The 19,283-nt window shown below is 40.0% G+C and carries 14 protein-coding genes and 1 tRNA gene; 8 read left to right on the forward strand and 7 right to left on the reverse strand.

Annotated features, from left to right (window positions below; all coding sequences use genetic code 11):
* Positions 1-62: 62 nt before the first annotated feature.
* A complete protein-coding gene (locus tag NCWK1_RS17600) occupies positions 63-1,346 on the reverse strand; it encodes a valine--pyruvate transaminase (RefSeq protein ID WP_103125591.1) in 1,284 nt (427 codons plus the stop codon).
* 362 nt (positions 1,347-1,708) lie between these two features.
* A complete protein-coding gene (locus NCWK1_RS17605) occupies positions 1,709-4,117 on the reverse strand; it encodes an NACHT domain-containing protein (protein WP_103125592.1) in 2,409 nt (802 codons plus the stop codon).
* A 662-nt stretch (positions 4,118-4,779) separates the two neighbouring features.
* Between NCWK1_RS17605 and NCWK1_RS17610 the strand changes: the two genes are divergently transcribed.
* Positions 4,780-5,889, forward strand: coding sequence for an S-(hydroxymethyl)glutathione dehydrogenase/class III alcohol dehydrogenase (locus NCWK1_RS17610; protein ID WP_103125593.1), 1,110 nt, complete (start codon positions 4,780-4,782; stop codon positions 5,887-5,889).
* A 249-nt stretch (positions 5,890-6,138) separates the two neighbouring features.
* Here NCWK1_RS17610 and NCWK1_RS29175 read toward each other — a convergent pair whose 3' ends face one another.
* Positions 6,139-8,382 (reverse strand): eCIS core domain-containing protein, encoded by a 2,244-nt coding sequence (locus NCWK1_RS29175; protein WP_146034005.1) that lies wholly within the window; start codon positions 8,380-8,382, stop codon positions 6,139-6,141.
* Between the two features lie 190 nt (positions 8,383-8,572).
* Between NCWK1_RS29175 and fghA the strand changes: the two genes are divergently transcribed.
* Positions 8,573-9,415: an S-formylglutathione hydrolase gene (gene fghA / locus NCWK1_RS17620; RefSeq protein ID WP_103125594.1), complete on the forward strand. Its 843-nt coding sequence runs from the start codon at positions 8,573-8,575 to the stop codon at positions 9,413-9,415.
* Positions 9,416-9,419: 4 nt separating this feature from the next.
* On the opposite strand, the gene abc-f is transcribed toward fghA, so the two are convergent.
* The 3 genes from abc-f to NCWK1_RS17635 form a co-directional block, all read right to left on the reverse strand.
* On the reverse strand, positions 9,420-11,027 hold the full coding sequence (gene abc-f, locus NCWK1_RS17625) for a ribosomal protection-like ABC-F family protein (RefSeq protein ID WP_103125595.1): 1,608 nt from the start codon (positions 11,025-11,027) through the stop codon (positions 9,420-9,422).
* Positions 11,028-11,386: 359 nt separating this feature from the next.
* Positions 11,387-11,974: a Uma2 family endonuclease gene (locus NCWK1_RS17630; protein ID WP_103125596.1), complete on the reverse strand. Its 588-nt coding sequence runs from the start codon at positions 11,972-11,974 to the stop codon at positions 11,387-11,389.
* Between the two features lie 23 nt (positions 11,975-11,997).
* Positions 11,998-14,703 (reverse strand): CBS domain-containing protein, encoded by a 2,706-nt coding sequence (locus NCWK1_RS17635; protein ID WP_103125597.1) that lies wholly within the window; start codon positions 14,701-14,703, stop codon positions 11,998-12,000.
* 186 nt (positions 14,704-14,889) lie between these two features.
* On the opposite strand from NCWK1_RS17635, the gene psbZ reads away from it, so the two are divergent.
* The 6 genes from psbZ to NCWK1_RS17660 all read left to right on the forward strand — a co-directional run bounded on the left by psbZ (position 14,890) and on the right by NCWK1_RS17660 (position 18,439).
* Positions 14,890-15,078, forward strand: coding sequence for a photosystem II reaction center protein PsbZ (gene psbZ, locus NCWK1_RS17640; protein WP_015111523.1), 189 nt, complete (start codon positions 14,890-14,892; stop codon positions 15,076-15,078).
* A gap of 183 nt (positions 15,079-15,261) precedes the next feature.
* Positions 15,262-15,819, forward strand: coding sequence for a 6,7-dimethyl-8-ribityllumazine synthase (ribH, locus tag NCWK1_RS17645; protein WP_096583691.1), 558 nt, complete (start codon positions 15,262-15,264; stop codon positions 15,817-15,819).
* 223 nt (positions 15,820-16,042) lie between these two features.
* Positions 16,043-16,114, forward strand: a tRNA-Gly gene (locus NCWK1_RS17650).
* 379 nt (positions 16,115-16,493) lie between these two features.
* Positions 16,494-16,622, forward strand: a complete 129-nt coding sequence (locus NCWK1_RS30440) for a hypothetical protein (RefSeq protein WP_281259134.1) — start codon at positions 16,494-16,496, stop codon at positions 16,620-16,622.
* 139 nt (positions 16,623-16,761) lie between these two features.
* Entirely contained in the window at positions 16,762-17,169 is a 408-nt protein-coding gene (locus NCWK1_RS17655) for a hypothetical protein (RefSeq protein ID WP_096583689.1), read from the forward strand.
* A 4-nt stretch (positions 17,170-17,173) separates the two neighbouring features.
* Positions 17,174-18,439, forward strand: a complete 1,266-nt coding sequence (locus tag NCWK1_RS17660) for a glutamate-5-semialdehyde dehydrogenase (RefSeq protein WP_103125598.1) — start codon at positions 17,174-17,176, stop codon at positions 18,437-18,439.
* A gap of 49 nt (positions 18,440-18,488) precedes the next feature.
* Here the strand turns inward: NCWK1_RS17660 and NCWK1_RS17665 are convergent, their stop codons facing one another.
* Positions 18,489-19,043 carry a Uma2 family endonuclease gene (locus NCWK1_RS17665; protein WP_103125599.1) on the reverse strand — a complete coding sequence of 185 codons (555 nt, stop codon included), beginning with the start codon at positions 19,041-19,043 and terminating at the stop codon, positions 18,489-18,491.
* Positions 19,044-19,283 lie beyond the last annotated feature (240 nt).

The following is a 19,283-nucleotide window of genomic DNA, read 5'->3' on the forward strand; positions in this document are numbered from 1 at the left end:
GCATAACAGGAAGTTGAAAAACCTCCTGCCTCCTGCCTTCTGCCTCCTGCCTCCTGCCTTCCTTACGCACTCACCGCAGCTTGCTGATAAACTTGCTCTGCGACTTTGGCAAGACGCTGCATACCAGATACAATCTCCGCATCACTACCTGTCAAGCTAATGCGTAAGCATTGATGTTTGTGTGGCCATTCTTCTTGTAAACCGGGGAAGAAGGTACTACCAGGAACAACTATGACTCCAACTTTTTTGAGTTCTTGGTAAAATTCCCAATCAGTGGTGGGTAAATCTTTTAACCATAACCATGCAAAGATTGCGCCTTCACCACGGTGGAGGAACCAAGGTAAATCTTTTGGCATGGCAGCATCTAGAGTATTTTCCAGAACTGCAAATTTGTTTTGATAAAAAGGACGAATAACTTGGGCAGCTATATCTACCAGCTTACCGGAGTTGATCGCACGAGAGGCGATCGCTTGTCCATAACGAGAAGCATGAATACACAAGTTTGTCTGGAAGGACTCCAGCACTTGAATGAATTTTTCATCACCAATAGCTACACCAATGCGTTCCCCTGGTAATCCGGCTTTAGATAAACTCATACAGTGAATAATATTCTTGCCAAAAATCGGTTGCATCTCTGTGAAGTTCAAAGCTGGGAAGGGAGGCGCGTAAGCAGAATCAATCAACACAGGTACATTGTAAGTTTCCGCTAGAGCCGTAATTTTATGCACTTCATCGGCTGTGAGGACATTACCTGTAGGGTTACACGGACGGGAGAAGATAATACAGCCAGTTTGTTCTGACACCGACAATTGGCTAAAATCAGGGCGATATTTAAACTTGTGGTTAGCCGCGTCTATATCCAGAGTTGGTTTGTAAGCAATTAAAGCCTCTGGATACAAGCACACACCACCATAACCTGTGTAGTCGGGACTTAGTGGTAAAACAATTTGTCGCAGTCCACCATCAATGTCATAGCCACCAAAGGCATTAGCAGCGTAGAAATAAAGGCTTTGGCTACCGGGAGTAATTAAGATATTGCGAGAGGTTAAGTTTAAACCATAGCGTTTATTGAAGTCATTAGCGATCGCTTCAATTAATGGTGCATAACCTTGACTTGCGCCATATCGACAAACCACTTCTCCATATTCCGAACTAGCCAGCAGTTCTGCTGTTGCATCCCGCCACAACTGTTCCACCTCTGGCAAAATCAACGGATTTCCCGCACTCAAATTAATTAATTCCTGCCCCTGACTCGCTTGCAACGTTTCTACAATGTCCTTCATAATCGCTCGTACACCAGTGAGGTTGGACATTTGAGCGCCAATTTTCGTTAGGGCAGGGTTCATAAGCTTTGTAGAATTAGAATTAACTGAGATGTTGACAAAATTATAAAATTCATGCGGCGGATAGATATCATCTTCCGAGTTTGCCGCCTGTAACTAATGTACCAATCTCACAAGAAAATGCAATTTTAATGTAAGTTCAATGATTGATCAATCTACGTGAATTTGATCAACCTCACCCTAACTCCTCTGTCTTGAAAAGTTTTGCGCCGGGAAACCCGGACGCGCAAACTTTTCGCTCCGACGCAGAGAGGGGCAGAAATATTCTGCATTTTCCACAAAAAAATTAAGGCTTTAAAGCCTCTCCCCGTTGCGGGGAGAGGTTTGGAGAGGGGTTCTTTATATCAAACTCACGTCACATCAACTTACTCAGCTTCATTCCAAGCCCTAATCGCTTCAATAGGAATACCCGCCGGAGCAAACAAAATCTTCACAGTCTCAATACCTGCGGCTGTCACTGCTTTTCGCAAACGTACCTTGAGCGGGGGATATGTTTTCATAACCTGCTCAACTGCTTGCTTATCTTTAAGCACTGGATGAATTTCAACAATTTCAGCCACAATTGGTTGAGCATCAATTACAGTTGGTTTATCTTTCTCGATTTTTGTCAGCAATTGCTCAAGCACAGTTGCTAATTCTGGTGTTGCTGAGTAATTGTTTTGAGTGCCAATGTTATCACCTTGAATATTTCCTGTAACACTTCCTGTAAGGTTGTTAAAGGTAGCATTACTAAAATCATATTTAGGAGTTTCTGACATAGTTTTTAGTGTTTGATTAAGTGTATTAAGAGAACTAGTTAAAGGATCTGCGTTGTTAGTTTCTTCATCTAAGACAGAGTGAAAAATTTCATGATTATAAAATTTACAACGCTGTTGAATTTGATCAATTGCATCGCTTTTATACCATGCTGGTGTTTTTAATTGTAACTCCCAAATATGATGTAAAATATCAGAACTAGCAATTTTCCCTAACATTTCTGCGGCGCTCATACGCACAAAAAAATGTTCATTTTGCAAAGCTGCAATTAAGGGATTTACTGCTGCTTCATTGCCAATTTTCCCTAACGCAACTGCGGCTGTCCAACGCACATAGTCATCTTCATCTTCATCTTGCAAAGCCGCAATTAAGTAATTTACTGCTGCTTCATTGCCGATGTTTCCTAACGTTTCTGCGGCTGTCCAACGCACATCTTCATCCTGCAAAGCTGTAATTAAGTAATTTACTGCTGCTTTATTGCCGATTCTTCCTAACGCCTCTGCGGCACTATTACGCACATTAGAATCCTCATTATGCAATGAATTATTTAAAAAATAAATGGCATCTTCAGAGTGAGTTATTCCCAAAAACTCTAATTTAAGTAATTGATGAATTTCTAAATCTAAAATTAAATTAACTGCTTTTCTCTGATACTCCTGCTTTACCTCTCCTGCCAACCTTGATCCTAACTTTAAATCTACATTTAAAGCTAACCTCACTACTCGCACTGCTTGTGATTCATCATCTACTAACCCCAACATCAACGCTAAGGGTTCTGTCCACTTCAAATAATTTAAATAATTTCGTTTCAGCTTCTCATCACTCATCTTGTCAAGCTGCGAGAGTAAAAATTCTGCGGCGTAATATTCTTGAATTAGCTGGTGATGAAATTCAATTCCTGTATCTGTTCGCCTTTGAATTAAGTGATATTTAAGCAAATCTTCCAGCCAATGTCTTGCACAATCATCAGCAAATTCTACTTTCTGATTTAAAAATGTTGTTAAAACATTCCTAGCTTGCTGCTGAGAAATAGTTAATTGCAACTCCGTTGAATTATTACCTTGCATCATTACAAATGCCAGATATTGCAATAAATCACCTTGCCAGTGACGCAAATTTTCAGCAATTGGTATATCTCTTTTGAGTTGGTGATACACTCCAGAGAACAAACGAAACAGCGCACCTAAACTAGCAGGAATTTGTTGATCAGATTTTAACAATTCACACAACATCCATAGTAACAGAGGCGTTTTTCCCAATTCCCGCAAGCGTCCACCCAATTGTCGCAGCATTTCATCCGCCATCTTTTCTGGTAAAGAGGAGTGAACAAACTGCTGCATTTGCGTTTCTGTGAGGGGCTGCATTTCCAATTTTTTTTCAATACCTAAATCACCGCCTACACTCAAATCTCGCGTGGTGAAAATCATTGGCGTGAATTGACGGTATTGGTTGCGGAAATCATCTAAACTTCGTCTAGCTGATTCGTTGGGTAATTCATTTAACCCATCTACAAAAAGTAAGAATTTTCCTTTAAACAGTAAATTATCAATTTCTTCACTGTTGATATTTAATTTATGCTCAAATAAAAATTTTTTAATCAAATCCTGTATCGAAGTTGTGTAGCGCCTCAACTCCACCAGCACAGGAATTTTTTGGTTTAATTCTCCCTGTTTTGCCTTTTGGGCTTCTTCCCACAACAAGCGTTCTAACGCTGTAGATTTACCAGAACCAGGTTTTCCTACTAGCAAAACATGATTGGCTGCATACTTCCGTAACCCTTCCAGGATGTTTAACCGTTCAATTTTTTCTTTCTCTAGTGCTTCACCTTCTCGTTGCGGTGGTGGTATTGTTTGCACCGTTAAGCTGATATCTAAGCGTCGGCACGATTTTTTAGGTTCAAGTCTTTGACGGTCTAGGGCATCAGTTGGTGTATATAAATCTTCCCACTCTTTATATCTGTCGTCCTCGCTGAGAGATTCTAAATAATGATTAAAATCTATGCTGTGGTCTGCAACCATAGTAGTAAGTTGACCGAGGACTTTTAAGCGTTATTGTATATTTTAATATAAGACTATATTGAATTTTTAAAATACAACGTAAATTCGATAAACCTCACCCCAAACCCTCTCCGACGCGGAGATGGGCAGAAATATTCTGTATTTTCCACAAAGAATTAAGGTTTTAAAGCCTCTCCCCGTTACGGGCAGAGGTTTGGAGAGGGGTTTTTAATATCTGTCGAACTCACGTAATACACGTAAAATCTATTACGCTGGCGCTAACGTATCTACCGCAAAGCTTTTGGTAAATTACGGCTTACGCCTAACACACCTTATACATACTTCTGCTTTTCGTGTAACAGCTTCCACTTTTGTTGTAAAAGCTTCCGCTTAAACATTTCCGTGTTTTTCTCAAATTGTAAGAGCTTCCGCTTGAACATTTCCGTGTTTTTCTCAAGTTGTAAGAGCTTCCGCTTGAACATTTCCGTGTTTTTCTCAAATTGCAACAGCTTCTACTTTTACATTTGCGTGTTTCGCGCAAGCTGTAGCAACTTCCATTTTAACGTTATGCCAATTTGTAATTACGAATTAGGGAGTTACATAATTGTGGGATGGTTTTTGTTATGTAACGCTAAGTGCAGCAACGGCATTAAAATCTATATATAAATTAGGAGGGCTAACGCGTGGATGTTAAAGCAGCAGTAGCTTACGGCGCGGGTAAGCCGCTAACTATCGAAACAGTGCAATTATCAGGGCCACAAGCAGGAGAAGTTTTAGTAGAAATTAAAGCTTCGGGAGTTTGTCACACCGATGCTTATACCCTTTCGGGTGCTGATCCTGAAGGTTTATTTCCTGCCATTTTAGGTCATGAAGGCGCTGGTGTAGTAGTTGAGGTGGGTGCTGGTGTCACCAGTGTCAAACCAGGAGATCATGTCATCCCACTCTACACCCCAGAATGCCGTCAGTGTGAATATTGTCTCAGCCTCAAAACCAATCTCTGTCAAGCAATACGCTCTACTCAAGGACGGGGTGTAATGCCCAACGGTACTAGTCGTTTTAGTATTGGTGGTGAAATGATTCACCACTACATGGGTACATCGACCTTTGCTAATTACACAGTATTGCCAGAAATTGCTGTCGCAAAAATTCGAGAAGATGCCCCTTTTGACAAGGTTTGTTACATTGGTTGCGGTGTCACCACAGGTATAGGTGCAGTGATTTATACCGCCAAAGTAGAACCGGGAGCAAAAGTTATCGTGTTTGGCTTGGGTGGTATTGGCTTAAACGTCATCCAAGGAGCGCGGATGGTAGGAGCCGATATGATTGTGGGGGTAGATATTAATCCCAGCAAGCGCGCCTTAGCCGAAAAATTTGGGATGACGCACTTTGTCAACCCGAAAGAAGTCGAAGGTAATTTAGTTAGTTACTTAGTTGATTTAACTAAAGGCGGTGCAGACTATACCTTTGAATGTATCGGCAATGTCAAAGTGATGCGTCAAGCATTAGAATGCTGCCATAAAGGTTGGGGTGTGAGTGTCATTATTGGCGTGGCTGGCGCAGGACAAGAAATCAGTACACGTCCGTTTCAATTAGTCACAGGTAGAGTCTGGAAAGGTTCAGCCTTTGGTGGTGCAAGAGGACGCACAGATGTACCGAAAATTGTTGATTGGTATATGGATGGCAAAATTAATATTGATGATTTAATTACCCATGTAATGCCAATTGAACAAATTAATCATGCTTTAGAATTAATGCACAAAGGTGAATCTATTCGCAGTGTTGTAACGTTTTAGATTCAGCAATCTTTGTTAAGGGCGGGGAAACCACGCCCCATATCTACCAAGCCTAGTGCCACATTTTCCATATTAACTAAATCAATGGTTTACGAGTTTTTAGCGCAATGTAAAACTCAAGGAGGAACTCAAACTGAACGTGCTTTTCGGAAGATGTTGCAATCACAACTCCATCGCTTGTCCATACACTAATACAGTTAAGATAAAATTCCCATTGAATCTTTTTAACCCTCACAGGAATGTTAAAATTTAAAACGTATCCAAGTAGTTACCTAAATATTTTTCTCCTGCACTACGCATTGCAGATTCGTATGGTAGTAGCGCAGTTCTCAATTCTGGCGACAGTTCCCAAGTCTTTCCATCATATTTATCATTAGCTAATTTAAAGTGAGCGCCATTTCCATCTTTGGCACTACCATCAGAATTACAGTGAACGTGAACTACAACATTTCTATACTTTTCTACCCCTATTTCTAACGGACATTCAATTGAGAATTCACCTAGTTTTTTATTATCCCATGTTGAAATGTAAGCTTTTTTAATTTCTCCTATTTGAACTTCCCCATCATTGACAAGTTTTTCTAGCTCCTTAACAGATGGGTTTTGCATAAATTGACCTTCCACTGTTTTTTTATAAGCTAATTTACTAGCCTCATTTCTAGCTTTTTGATCAAAATATTCGTAGTATAGGTCAACATGTTTTTGTTTGAATTGGGAGATATATTGTCCCAATTCACCCTTGCTATAATTATTTTTATTTGTGTCTAATTGTGTAAATACATCGTTTGTTTTTCTTTTCCATTCAGATGGATATTTATCGTTATGCTGGATTGTATTGTTTTCTAGTTGTAATTGCTCTATTTCTTGGTAATATTTGCATATCTTACCAACTTCTTTTTTGAATTCACTGACAAGCACCAAAGTCGTTGCACTAATTCCTTTATCTCCCAAAATGGTCTGCTTAAGATTATTGCACAAGCTGTTAATATATGAATTTTTCAGTGCCATTTGCATCTCGTTTGCGGGAATGCTCTGCGATTCGTTATAAATTTGAGTTGTGAGCGGAATTATTTTTTTAAATGTCTCTATGGCTGATTGATCAGCCGCTGGATCTTTACCTTGTATATTTTTATAAGCCTTCTGATATTCTGCTGTGAAAGCATTTTGTAACTCTTTGGTTACATCGTTGACTGATTTATTTGTTATTTGCGGTTGTAGTTGTTGAGCTTCAATTATTAACTGATCTATCTTTTCTTTTTTATTCTTATTCTCTTCTTCCTGGCGTTTACGTTCTTCTTCCTGTTTTTTAAGTTTTTCCTCCTGACGTTGCATTTCTATTGCTTGTTGTTTCTTTTCTTCCTCATCTTGTCGTTTCCTTCTTTCTTCGCGTTCTATTTCCCACTGCTTTTGTTTTGCTTCTTTTTCCTTTTGTTGTGCTGCTTGTTCCTGCCGTCTTTTTTCTGCTCTTGCTTCGGCTTTTATCCGATTTTTCTCCTCTTTTTTTTTCCTTGCTTCTTCTTTTTTTTGTGCCTCTTGTTCAGCAACAATTTTTGCTTCTTCTTGTCGTTTAATTTCTTCTTGTCGTTTAAGTTCGGCTTGTTGTTTGAGTTCTTCTTCTTTTTTCTGTTGGATTTCTGCTTCTTTTTGTCGTTTAAGTTCGGCTTTTTTGTTTTCCTCCTCTTGTTCCTTCTGTTTTTGTTCTTCGATGTTCTGTTGCTCTATAGCAGTTGTAACTTCTTCTTCTAGTTGTTCTGCGGCAGATTTGTGTTGCTTGATCTGTTCTAATAAGTCTTGACCTTCAGAATATGTAATTTTTGGTTTTGCTTTAGCTGTTTCAATAAATTGTTGTAACTGAGAAAGGTCTGATACAAAGTTGTTTTCCTTAAGTGTAGAGATAGATCCCTCAATACGAGAAATTAGGTCTTTGAGTTCTGTAAACGCATCTTGTAATGTTTGTTTAGCTTGCTTGGTGTTATAAGATGAAAAGTAACCAAGAATTGATTTTTCCCAGGATGGGTCATCTAAATTCAAACAACGTTGAATAATAGCTCGGTTAATTTGTTCTAGCTCTACAGGATTTTGAAATTTTGACGCATCCTTATTTTGCTGCACTACATGGGTCAACTCATGAGTCATTAGCGACCTTGGGGGTTTGTCTTCCTCTACCAATTCCTGACGCTTAAGGAAATTGATTTGCTGCACAGCATCTGCTGCTACTTGGTCTGCTTCTTGCTCATACTTATCCCCAGGTTGCCCAATGGTGAGTTTCATCTGCAATCGTGGTGGTGCTGCTGGAGGACGCGGAAGAAACATTGAGACATTTGGAAAACCATCGCCAGACTTTCTGGTACTTTGTAAATTGGGTTGTTGCTGTGCTTGGAGCGTTTCTTCTTCCGAAGAAGGAACTTTAAAACTACGTGGCGCAAACGGATTTTTACTTGATGATTCTGAAGAAGAAGCGTTTTGATATGGTTTACGTATTCTGGAGTACATTGTTTCAAGCCTGCAATAATTGTTTTAGCAGTCTTTTTGCTGTTTTATTTCTAACTTTGAGCAAAGTTGCTGCTTGTGTATTTAACATCTCATTATGCTTGAATTACGCAATTTAAAGTTGCGATCGCCAACTATTTGTTACAACTTAAATTTCAGCTATTCCAGAATTTAAATTAAAAATTTGGCAATCATGACTCATCTGCAAACTATCTCTGAATATAGATGCTTTGACGGTAAACTCGGCTTTTATTCTCATACTTCCGCAACTTGTAACAGTGAAATGCGCTTTGCTGTTTATCAGCCACCACAAGCAGCGCACAAACCAGTACCAGTTCTTTACTTTTTGTCTGGTTTGACTTGTACAGAAGAAAATTTCATGGTTAAGTCTGGGGCGCAACGTTACGCCGCCGAGCATGGTTTAATGTTGGTAGCACCAGATACTAGCCCACGTAATACAGGTATTCCTGGTGAAGATGATGCTTGGGATTTCGGCACAGGTGCAGGATTTTATGTTGATGCTACCGCCCAACCTTGGCGATCGCACTATCAAATGTATAGTTACATTGTCCAAGAATTACCTGCGGTGATTGCAGATAACTTCTCTATCCAAGCAGATAAACAAGGTATTTTTGGTCATTCAATGGGGGGACATGGGGCGTTAGTTTGTGCTATACGTAACCCCCAACAATATAAATCAGTGTCTGCTTTTGCACCTATTGTTGCACCGATGAATTGTCCCTGGGGCAAAAAGGCTTTCAGTGGATATTTAGGCAATAATCAAGATAATTGGCGTGCTTATGATGCCAGTGAATTAATCCAACAATTAGGCTATCATAGTCTCATTTTAATTGACCAAGGCACGGCAGATAAATTTTTAACTGAACAACTAAAATCAGCAATATTTGAACAAGCCTGTGCATCTGTAAATCAACCCCTCAATTTACGTTACCACCCTGGTTATGACCATAGTTACTATTTTATTGCTAGTTTTATTGCTGATCACATTCGTCATCATGCAATCGCGCTGAATTAAAACTTTAACACTGACCAATTTCTTGATAATATTGCTCAAGCTGATTGGGTAAATAACTTGTCATTTGTAAGCTTTGCTGTTTCACTTGCCAACTGTGGTTGATATTGATGCGACTTAAAAAATTAATATCATGAGAAATGACAAATAAAGCTCCTTGATATTCATTGATGCCGATGACCATTTGTTCTACAGTTTCAATATCAAGATTATTAGTTGGCTCATCGAGAATTAGCAAGTCAATTTCGGATATGCTAATCATAGCGATCGCTAGTCTAGCCAACTCGCCACCACTCAATACAGATGCTGATTTATGCACATCATCATATTTAAATAAAAAGTGTCCTAGTTGTTGACGCAATAACTGATAACTCAAATTGGAATTAGCAGATTGCATATTTTCGAGAATTGTCTGCTGACGATTTACGAGTTGATAAGTTTGGTCGAGATAAACAGCTTTCATAACAGGTGTAATTAAAATCTCACCTGATTCTAATAACACTGTTTCCTTCTCCATGCCCAAGATAGCTTTAGCTAAAGTCGATTTCCCTGAACCATTTGCCCCAATAATCGCAATACGTTCACCAGACGAAATCTGCAACTGAATATTTTGGATTAGTAGCCGATTATCCACCCAAAGATTTGCACCTTGAATAGCAATTAAATTTCTGTGTTTATAGTTGGTTTCCTCTAAACTAATGCTGGTGACTTTGGTAGTTTTAATTTTTGTCTCTGCAACTTTTTGGGTTGCTTTGGTTACAGCCGCTTCATGTTTTGTTTTACCTGTTCCTGCTGCGGCTTCGGCTTTAGTTTTAATTAATCCAGCCGCCATCCTGTCAATACTACCATTGAGAAACTTCGCTCGACCGTTACGTTGTGCTTGGGCGGTGCGTTGCTGTTCTTGCATCGCGGCTGCTTGGGTGCGTTTAAGTTCCTTTCTGGCTACTTCGTGCGATCGCATTGCCACTTCTAATTCTATTTGCTTTTGTCGTCGATAATCAGAAAAATTGCCTCCATATACTTTTAATTGATTGGGAGTAAGTTCCCAAGTCACAGCAGTTACTTGAGCTAAGAAAAAAGGTTTGTGAGAGACAATGACATAAGCACCAGCAAAATTTAAAAGTAACTGTCTCAAGCTTTCTAATGCAGGTAAATCTATATGATTTGTTGGTTCATCTAGCAACAACAAACTTGGCTGTTGTGATAAACCAATTGCTAAAAATAATTTCGTCAATTCTCCACCGCTTAAATTAGCCATTGGTAATGATAAATCAATGGTTGTGTTGAATTGGGTTTGCAAAATCTCTTCAATGTTCCACCATTCATCAGCAATTGAAATTAAATAATTCAATACTGTATCTGCATTAATTGATTCTTGAATAGTACTAATTTGGGGTAAATAGTAAACACTACCCTGCCGAAACACCGAACCAGATTTAGGCTGAATCTGCCCAGCAATTATCTTTAATAGGGTTGATTTACCAACACCATTACGACCAACTAAAGCAATGCGATCGCCTATTGCAATACTTCCTTGAATCCCAGAAAACAATGGCTGTATATCGCTGAGTTCATAACTTAAATTCTCAGCGATTAATATTGATTTTTTCTGCATTCTTACCAAACCTCAAATCATCAACTTTCACCCATCTATGCACAAAGATTCCGGGCGAATTGAATAGACAAAATATTCAGATGCAATCACATCTGCATCAATAATTAACCACAGATAAATGTGGTTAAAATCAAAATATTGAAGATAAAAACAAAAATTCTAGCTCATGATTATTTGAAGTAACCCTGTCAAACTTGGCGTATCTATTCGGTTTTGACAATTTTTGTCTGGTACTACTTCATTTCAGTTATCTCGATGTTAATATGATGAGGTTTGATATAGACTACAGTGTAGCACAAAAGCATTGCGGAAAGCGAAGAATCTTCACACAGATGTAGTATGTGCCACAAAAATTAAATTTATTCTCCAACTGCTGACAAACTCACACCTTCATAAATATCACTCAAAGAAATAGCAAAATCTACTGTTTGGAGTGATAAAACTGCATCTAATGATTCATATTCTGTTAATACCCATTGAGCATTAGTATTTTTAGCGTAATGCTCAACTAAATATTCATATTGATTAACTATAATATATTCTTTGAAGGTAGAAATAGAACGGTAAAATCTAAATTTATCAGTTTTATCATGGCTCTGTGTTGATTTAGATAATACTTCTATAATTACTCTAGGATTTGTGACTGTAGTAGTATTATTTCCCTCATATATTGGTTCTCCTTCAATCACCATAGCATCAGGATAAGTATAGATGCGGTAACGAGGTATCCATAATCTCACATCACCCATATAGATTTTGTAATTTTTACCTCGCATATTAAATTTGAAATTAGTGCAGAAGTTTAAAGAAATTTCGTTATGGTTTGTAGTTCCACCTGCCATTGGCACAATTTCCCCATCATAGTATTCATTTTTAAATTCCGATGTCTCTTCTAGTTGGAGATATTCTTCGGGAGTGTAGTGTTTTTTTTGTGTTTGGATTTGCATAATTTTATTTAGAAAATAACTGGTTATTTGGGATATTTTGTCATTAAAAATTCTTCCGCTTCTGCCTTGTTAATAATTACTCTATCTAACGTTGCGGCAAGAATATCATCCAGAATTTGACGATATTGGGGGCCTGGCTTGTAGCCTAATTTCTTCAAGTCGTTACCATTTAAAATAGGTTGGATGTGAGTCAATACTGTTAAGTAATGCCAAATTTGTTTTCTGAGTGATCGCGGGCTTTGCAAGGCGATTAAAATCAGCATTGGTAAGTCATACTTTTTCAGTAACTGCACAATTTGGCTGGGACACTGCAACTGGGGTAATAATTCCGTAACCTCTGCTTGCGCTTGGGCTAAATTTTGCAAGCGGTGAATGCTATCGTCTTGTAATTGCAGATTTTTGGCGACTTTCTCCAGATATTGTGGTTTGAGGTGGGAAATTAAAGCTTCTAGGCGCATTTGCCAGTGGACAAGGGTGAGTTGGGGATCAAATCTGTGCAGACAGCGTTCTAATAACCGCAGTTGACGTAAAAGTTCGGCATCTAAGGAGAGAGTATGATGAATGCACTGCAAAGCTTGTAAGTTATCGAGTAATTGCAAAGCTGATTTCCAGTACGGTGCTTCTAAGATATGTTTCAGTTCGGTTTTCAGCCGAGTTTGCAAAGCGGGAGTTCTGCTATTGTGTTGAGCAGTGCGATCGTAAACACCACTGTTAATGGCATAACGAATATATTCTTCTGTTCGCGGTTCAAAATCAAATCCAAAGCGCACAGCAAAGCGCACACCGCGATAAATCCGGGTAGGATCTTCAATAAAGCTATTGGCGTGTAAAACCCGAATTTCCTTGGCTTGTAAATCTAATAAACCACCAAAGAAATCGAGTAATTCGCCCGAACGGGGAGAAGTTAGCCGCAATGCCAGTGCATTGATAGTAAAATCCCGGCGGTACAAATCTTGACGAATAGAACTCGCCTCAACTTCAGGGTTCGCGGCTGGGTAAGGATAAAATTCTGTTCTAGCGGTGGCAATATCCACCCACAACGAATTTAATTCTGCATCTTTGTGCCACAACAAAGCCGCAGTTTGAAACGCACCATGAATTTCTAACCGCGCTGCTGGGTAAAGTTCTTGCAGTGCTTTTGCTAATTCCACCCCAGCACCGACATCTGCTGATTTATGAAAGCCATCTACAACCAAATCAATATCTTTAATCATTAATTGGTCTGCCGTTTCGGCTAATAACAAGTCCCGCACAGCACCACCAACTAAGTAAAGATGCCAACCGCGTTTTTCTGCTGCTTGGGAGGCTTTGGTGAGTAATTGCCACAGTTGGGGTGCAAGACGAGATTGTAAGTTAGTGGTGAGTAGGGAGTGGGGAGTGCTGAGTGCTGAGTGCTGAGGACTTATATCTTGAAACTCCTCACTGTTTTGATGTAACTCCCGTAGGACATCAGTACGGGTGACTATCCCAACTAATTGCCCATCTTCTAAGACTGGTAAGCGTCCGATATCATAAGTCACCATCAGCGACTCGATTTGTGGCAGGGTGGTATCTGGGGTGATGGTTTTGAGATTGATAGTCATGTAACCTTTGACTGGCGCATGACTAAAGCCGTGGTGAAAGGCAATATCTAAATCTCGTCGGGAAATAATGCCGACTAACTGTCCTTGATTATCAACTACAGATAAACCAGAATGTCCGTAACGTAATAAAATCCGCTGTGCTTCTTCAATGGTAGTTTCTGGAAGAATGGTGCGGACTGGGGAGGACATCAAATCTCTAGCGGTGAGGGGATGGGGAATGGAGGCTTTTAAACCTTCTAAAAGTTCTTCTAAAGTTGCTTGTGTATCAACTCCCCGCAAATTGAGTGATGCAGCTTGAGAATGCCCACCCCCGCCGAAGGGTTGAAATAACAAGTTAAGATTGACACCAGGAATTTGCGATCGCCCAATCACAGTTAATCTTGATTCATCTTCCCCTAATGGATATTCATTGACTAACAGTAAAGCATCAATTTCGCTTAACTCTACTATTTGGGATGCTAAACCTGATAACCCAGGCACAAAAGTATCAGTTTTTAAAGTTACCCAAGCCAACGTATAACCGCGTAAGCAGAGATATTCTAACTCTTGTAAGGCTGTGGTTAATAGCTGTTGTAACTGCGTTGATAAACCAGGATCACGATAAGTCGAAATCACAGGTAAACTTGCGCCTTGCTGCATCAACCAAGCCAAAGCTAAAGCATCCCTGGCTGTTGATAAATCATAGGTTAGTGAACCTGTATCCACATGGATACCCAAAGCCATCACCGTGGCTTGGGATGGGGTGAGAGAAATTTGCTGTTGTTGTAATTGCTCCACCATTAAAGTTGTGCAAGCACCCACCGGGGCAATATGCAGTTGCGTCGCCGGAATATCACCCTCTTGCCCTAAGTGATGGTCATACACTACAATTTCTTTCACACTGGGTAAATCTAACCATTCAGCTGCTTTACCCAGGCGATCGCGCTTTTGTGTATCAACTACAGTAATCGAACGAATTGTTTGCGGATTCACTGAACGTCGTTCAATCAGCGGATACTCATCTCGATGTAACGCCAAAAAATCTCTCACAGGTGGATGTGCGCCGCCTGTTAACACAATCTTACTTCCAGGTAGCAAGCAAGTCAGCCCGACCGCCGCGCCCAAAGCATCAAAATCAGCCGTTGTGTGGCAAAGAATTAAATCCATAATCCTTAGTCATTGGTCATTAGTCATTAGTCATTAGTACTTAAACATAGGACAAAGGACAAATGACAAAGGACAAATAACCAAAGTGTATCAATTTCTGCTAGGTTAAAAAATAAGGAAAAACTGTCAGTGTCGCCCTTTAGGATATTCTATCTTTAGTATTACGCTGTCTTGGGAGAAGCAAAAATGACCATAATATTCCAGTTCGCTTTAGTAGCTCTTGTTTTGATGTCTTTTGTACTGGTTGTTGGCGTTCCTGTTGCCTATGCTACCCCACAAAGTTGGGTAGAATCTAAAAGATTATTGTGGCTGGGTTCTGGAGTTTGGATTGCCCTAGTACTGTTGGTTGGTATATTAAACTTTTTTGTAGTCTAGGTTTGTAGTCTAGGCACTTGGCAATAGTCTAATAAAATAGCATAAAGCTGATAGCAAAAGAAAAAGGTAAATTGATTAATTTACCTTTTTCCATATTTTCAGTAGATAATTGTGCGCTTCATCTCAACCATCTGCAAAGAAGAAATGTATATTGGCAAGAGTATAGTTGATTAAGAGGCAGTCATGGCAGTTTTTGAGGGAACTTTTACTCAAACTGAACCCTTACGTTTTGCAGTGGTGATTGGTCGATTTAATGACCTTGTGACTGCAAAGCTGGTGGAAGGATGTCAAGATTGCTTGAAACGTCATGGTGTAGACCCTAACCCCCACGGTAATCAAGTTGATTATGTTTGGGTTCCGGGAAGTTTTGAAGTGCCAATTGTTGCACGTCAATTAGCACTTTCCCAGCGTTATGATGCGATCATTTGTTTAGGTGCGGTTATCCGCGGACAAACACCCCATTTTGATTATGTATCTTCGGAAGTAGCCAAAGGCATTGCCGCAGCCAGCTTTCAAACTGGAGTTCCAGTAATTTTTGGCATTTTGACCGTAGATACAATGCAGCAAGCCCTAGAACGAGCCGGGATTAAAGCTAATCATGGCTGGGAGTATGCCATGAACGCTCTAGAAATGGCCAGCCTGATGCGGAAATTACGCTCTAACCTCACAGAGACGTACACTTTAAATCCCCAGCCCTTACCTGCTGCTCACGGTCAAGAGTCAATAATTAACAGTCAGTAGTCAATGGTCAAGAGTCAATGGTGAACCAGCGCGGTCTTGGGGGTTTCCCCCATGAGCGACTGGCGTTAGCGCAGCGTTAGCGACGTTAGGAGCGTCACCCGGAAGGGGTCAATGGTCAAGAGTCAATGGTCTATTGACCAAGCACAAATGACAAATAACCATTGACTAAAACTCAGGGGTTGACAAATCAAAATATATCTGACACTATAGTTAATGTGAGTTTGCGGGTATAGCTCAGTGGTAGAGCGCAACCTTGCCAAGGTTGATGTCGCGCGTTCGAATCGCGTTACCCGCTTTTAAAAATAAAACCAATATCTAAGCAGTAAAAAATAGGGTGAGTAATAGCCAAGTATTTATCCTTGGATTCAACTCATTATATTTTGGCTAGATTAAACTAGATTTAGAAGTGGCTAGTTGAATATAAGTTTGATCAGGTAAACAGCATCTCTTGGTAATGAAGTCAGCCACAATATTTTGATCAACTACTAGAAAATGATCAGGAGAATGAAAATAAGTTAAAAAAGTCTCCTGCTTTGTATCTAATGCTCGGTAGTTAGAATTTAGGAAGTGTTCTCAGAATATTACTGGCTTGCGAACGCAGCCTTGTCAAACGGTTTGTTTTCGGAGTAGTAACGCGTAAGCTTAGAATTGTATTAGATATGTAACTACAATACATGCCGCAAAAACTTGATGACATTACCTTGAAAGTCACAGATGCAGAGCCGGAAATCCTTCAACAAGATTGCCAGCTACAGCAAAAAACAACAGACAGATATACCCATTTCCAGAAAATTGGTAATTGATGGTGTTGTTGATAATGGCATTATTTGCCTGACTTCGCTATGTATATAAACAGTTGATTGTGAGATTACCCAATTTCTAACGCATTGAGTCGGGAAATCTCCAAATTATGAAAAACACGCTCAAGTTAGTAGAACGCTTGTGCATCCTCAAAAACCCGAAAAAATAGATTTTACCCAGGAATATCCCTGTCCCTGTCGCCGTCGGGGACGGTTAGTTCCGATTACCCTTACAGAAGCATTTGGCTGCGATCGCTGTCAGCAAATCTTTGTTGTCCAAGATAATGGATATGTCCTAGAACAACTTTCGACCACCTATCCCTACAAGCGGGCTTGGCGCTGGACGGGAAATAGTTGGAATGTTGTCCATCCACGTATGGGAGAAAGCTATCTACCCATCGCCCTTGGCATTATTTTTGTGTTAGTGATTATTTGGCTACCATTAGCATTGAAATTAGCCAAGGGTTCTAGCATTATTGCTTGGGCAATAGTGGCAGTGGTATTAGCTATCCTGCCGGCACTCATGGTCTGGCTTACCTACCGACGTTAACTCAATGACCGTTGAAGTTGTACATGATTACCCCGAACCAATGAAAAGCGCCAAACGCGCTTTTCAGGCTTCCCTGAAGTTGGGGTTGACAAAGGGAGTAGACCGCAGTCGGGCTGTGTTGGCGATGGCACAGGCTCTGGAAAGCTCTTTTGATGATATTTTAGAAGCTAATACTCTGGATTTAGAAGCCAGTAAAGAAATGGCAGTGCCAGAGTTGATCTTAGATTGGCTGAAACTCACCCCAAAACGACTTGAGATCACAGTAGAAATACTCCGACGCTTAGGCGAACTATCAGATCCCCTACGGCGGGTGAGGAACGCTGACTATCAACCAGAAGACTCTCAGAGTTACTCGCAATTAATGGCTTTGGGAGTGATTGGTTTTATTTATGAGGCATTTCCAGATTTAGGGGCGATCGCCGCAGGTTTGTGTATTAAAACTGGTAATAGTATCATTCTCAAAGGTAGTACAGAAGCCAGTCATTCTAACGCCGCGATCGCAGAGGTACTCCAAAGTGCAATTCAAGAGGTTGGTTTACCACCAGGTTGCGTTGAACTAGTCACAGCCGAACACGGTGCTTCTGTGCGGGATTTAGTTACTCAAGACCAGTACCTCAATTTAGTAATTCCCTACGGACGTTCTAGCTTGGTGCAACAGGTGATGCGACAAGCAACTTGTCCCGTGTTAAAGTCCGCAATGGGCAACTGTTACCTTTACTGGTCGCTGAATGGCAGCTTAGAGATGGTACGCTGGATGATTCTTGATAGCCATCAAAGCGAACCAGACCCTGTGAATGCGATCGAAAAGGTATTAATTCATCGCCAAGCCATGCCATCATCTTTATCAGTGCTGTGGAATAGCTTGAAAGAAAAAGGCTTTGAACTTAAAGGTGATGCAGAGTTAGTCGAAGCTTTTCCTCAATTGCAACTAGCCAAAGAAAGCGACTGGGGCAGTCCCTATTTAACTAAGACTGTAGCCTTTAAACTAGTGGATAGCCTAGAAGTGGCGATCGCTTGGATTAATCAACATAGCAGCGGTCATGCTGACTGTATCGTCACGGAATCTTATCAAGAAAGTCGGCAATTTGCTTTAGGAGTGAATAGCGCTTCCACCTACATCAACACTTCCCCTAGATTCTCGCGCAACCCTTCACGGGGAGATTCAGTATTTCTTGGTATGTCCAACCAAAAAGGCCACCGTCGAGGATTTATTAGCTTGGAAACCTTGACTACAGTCAAGCACATTATTCAAGGAAATGGTAGGTTTTAAAATGTCAGGCGATCGCTCTCATTTCAGAGTAACGAATTATTTTTTAAAATTACTCAAATACAGGCGGCCATAACTCAGAAATTGTCACTTCCCAACCAGGAAACAACTCAACAATCGTCAATTTATCTTCACCAGCTAAAACTTCTACTTCGCCATGAGGACGGTAGACACTCACAGTTAATTCATCTGGATTAATTAATATTCCAACCCTGGCACCTAATTCTAAAAATAATTTAACTTTCTCTTCTAACTTAGAAATTTTATCTGTTTTCGACTTTATTTCTACCACCAAATCAGGTACTAACTCAGCAAAATCTCTCACAGTACGTTTTAATCTTGCTGCTGCTACAAAAGAAACATCAGGCGCGCGTAAATCGCTGTTGGGCATAATAAACCCACCACTTGAGTCAAATATCCGTCCAAGCTGACGCGGTTTTATCCAATTACCTAATAGCCGAATCAACTCAGCACCAATCTCACTAGATTCAATATCTGACGGCCCCATAACCAGAATATTTCCTTCTTGCAGTTCTATTTGGTAGTCGTGCTGCTCTTCTTGTAGGTTTTGTTGTAGTCTTTCTACATCTTGAATAGTGAGATTCATACAACTTTTTCGGTATATTTCACTTTACTGTCATATTACCCTAAATTTTTAGTGTCTATAAAAAACGAGTGCTGCTTTGCAATATACTATTGATACCAATTCACGAAAAATTTGATTCAAATAAAGCATCAAGAATAAAATCCCACCCTGTTATAGAAGCAACGGTTAATGTGTTTAATTTCTCCAAACGTTTCCAGATAAATTGTCTTAACTCACATCTTGCACCTGATAAAAAAAGAC

Source organism: Nostoc cycadae WK-1 (assembly GCF_002897135.1).
GTDB lineage: Bacteria > Cyanobacteriota > Cyanobacteriia > Cyanobacteriales > Nostocaceae > Nostoc_B.

Excerpts from the sequence above, each read along its gene's own strand:
- NCWK1_RS17600 (WP_103125591.1), bottom strand. The coding sequence starts at position 1,346 with ATGAACCCTGCCCTAACGAAAATTGGCGCTCAAATGTCCAACCTCACT.
- NCWK1_RS17605 (WP_103125592.1), bottom strand. The coding sequence starts at position 4,117 with ATGGTTGCAGACCACAGCATAGATTTTAATCATTATTTAGAATCTCTC.
- NCWK1_RS29175 (WP_146034005.1), bottom strand. The coding sequence starts at position 8,382 with ATGTACTCCAGAATACGTAAACCATATCAAAACGCTTCTTCTTCAGAA.
- fghA (WP_103125594.1), top strand. The coding sequence starts at position 8,573 with ATGACTCATCTGCAAACTATCTCTGAATATAGATGCTTTGACGGTAAA.
- abc-f (WP_103125595.1), bottom strand. The coding sequence starts at position 11,027 with ATGCAGAAAAAATCAATATTAATCGCTGAGAATTTAAGTTATGAACTC.
- NCWK1_RS17630 (WP_103125596.1), bottom strand. The coding sequence starts at position 11,974 with ATGCAAATCCAAACACAAAAAAAACACTACACTCCCGAAGAATATCTC.
- NCWK1_RS17635 (WP_103125597.1), bottom strand. The coding sequence starts at position 14,703 with ATGGATTTAATTCTTTGCCACACAACGGCTGATTTTGATGCTTTGGGC.
- psbZ (WP_015111523.1), top strand. The coding sequence starts at position 14,890 with ATGACCATAATATTCCAGTTCGCTTTAGTAGCTCTTGTTTTGATGTCT.
- ribH (WP_096583691.1), top strand. The coding sequence starts at position 15,262 with ATGGCAGTTTTTGAGGGAACTTTTACTCAAACTGAACCCTTACGTTTT.
- NCWK1_RS30440 (WP_281259134.1), top strand. The coding sequence starts at position 16,494 with ATGCCGCAAAAACTTGATGACATTACCTTGAAAGTCACAGATGCAGAG.
- NCWK1_RS17660 (WP_103125598.1), top strand. The coding sequence starts at position 17,174 with ATGACCGTTGAAGTTGTACATGATTACCCCGAACCAATGAAAAGCGCC.
- NCWK1_RS17665 (WP_103125599.1), bottom strand. The coding sequence starts at position 19,043 with ATGAATCTCACTATTCAAGATGTAGAAAGACTACAACAAAACCTACAA.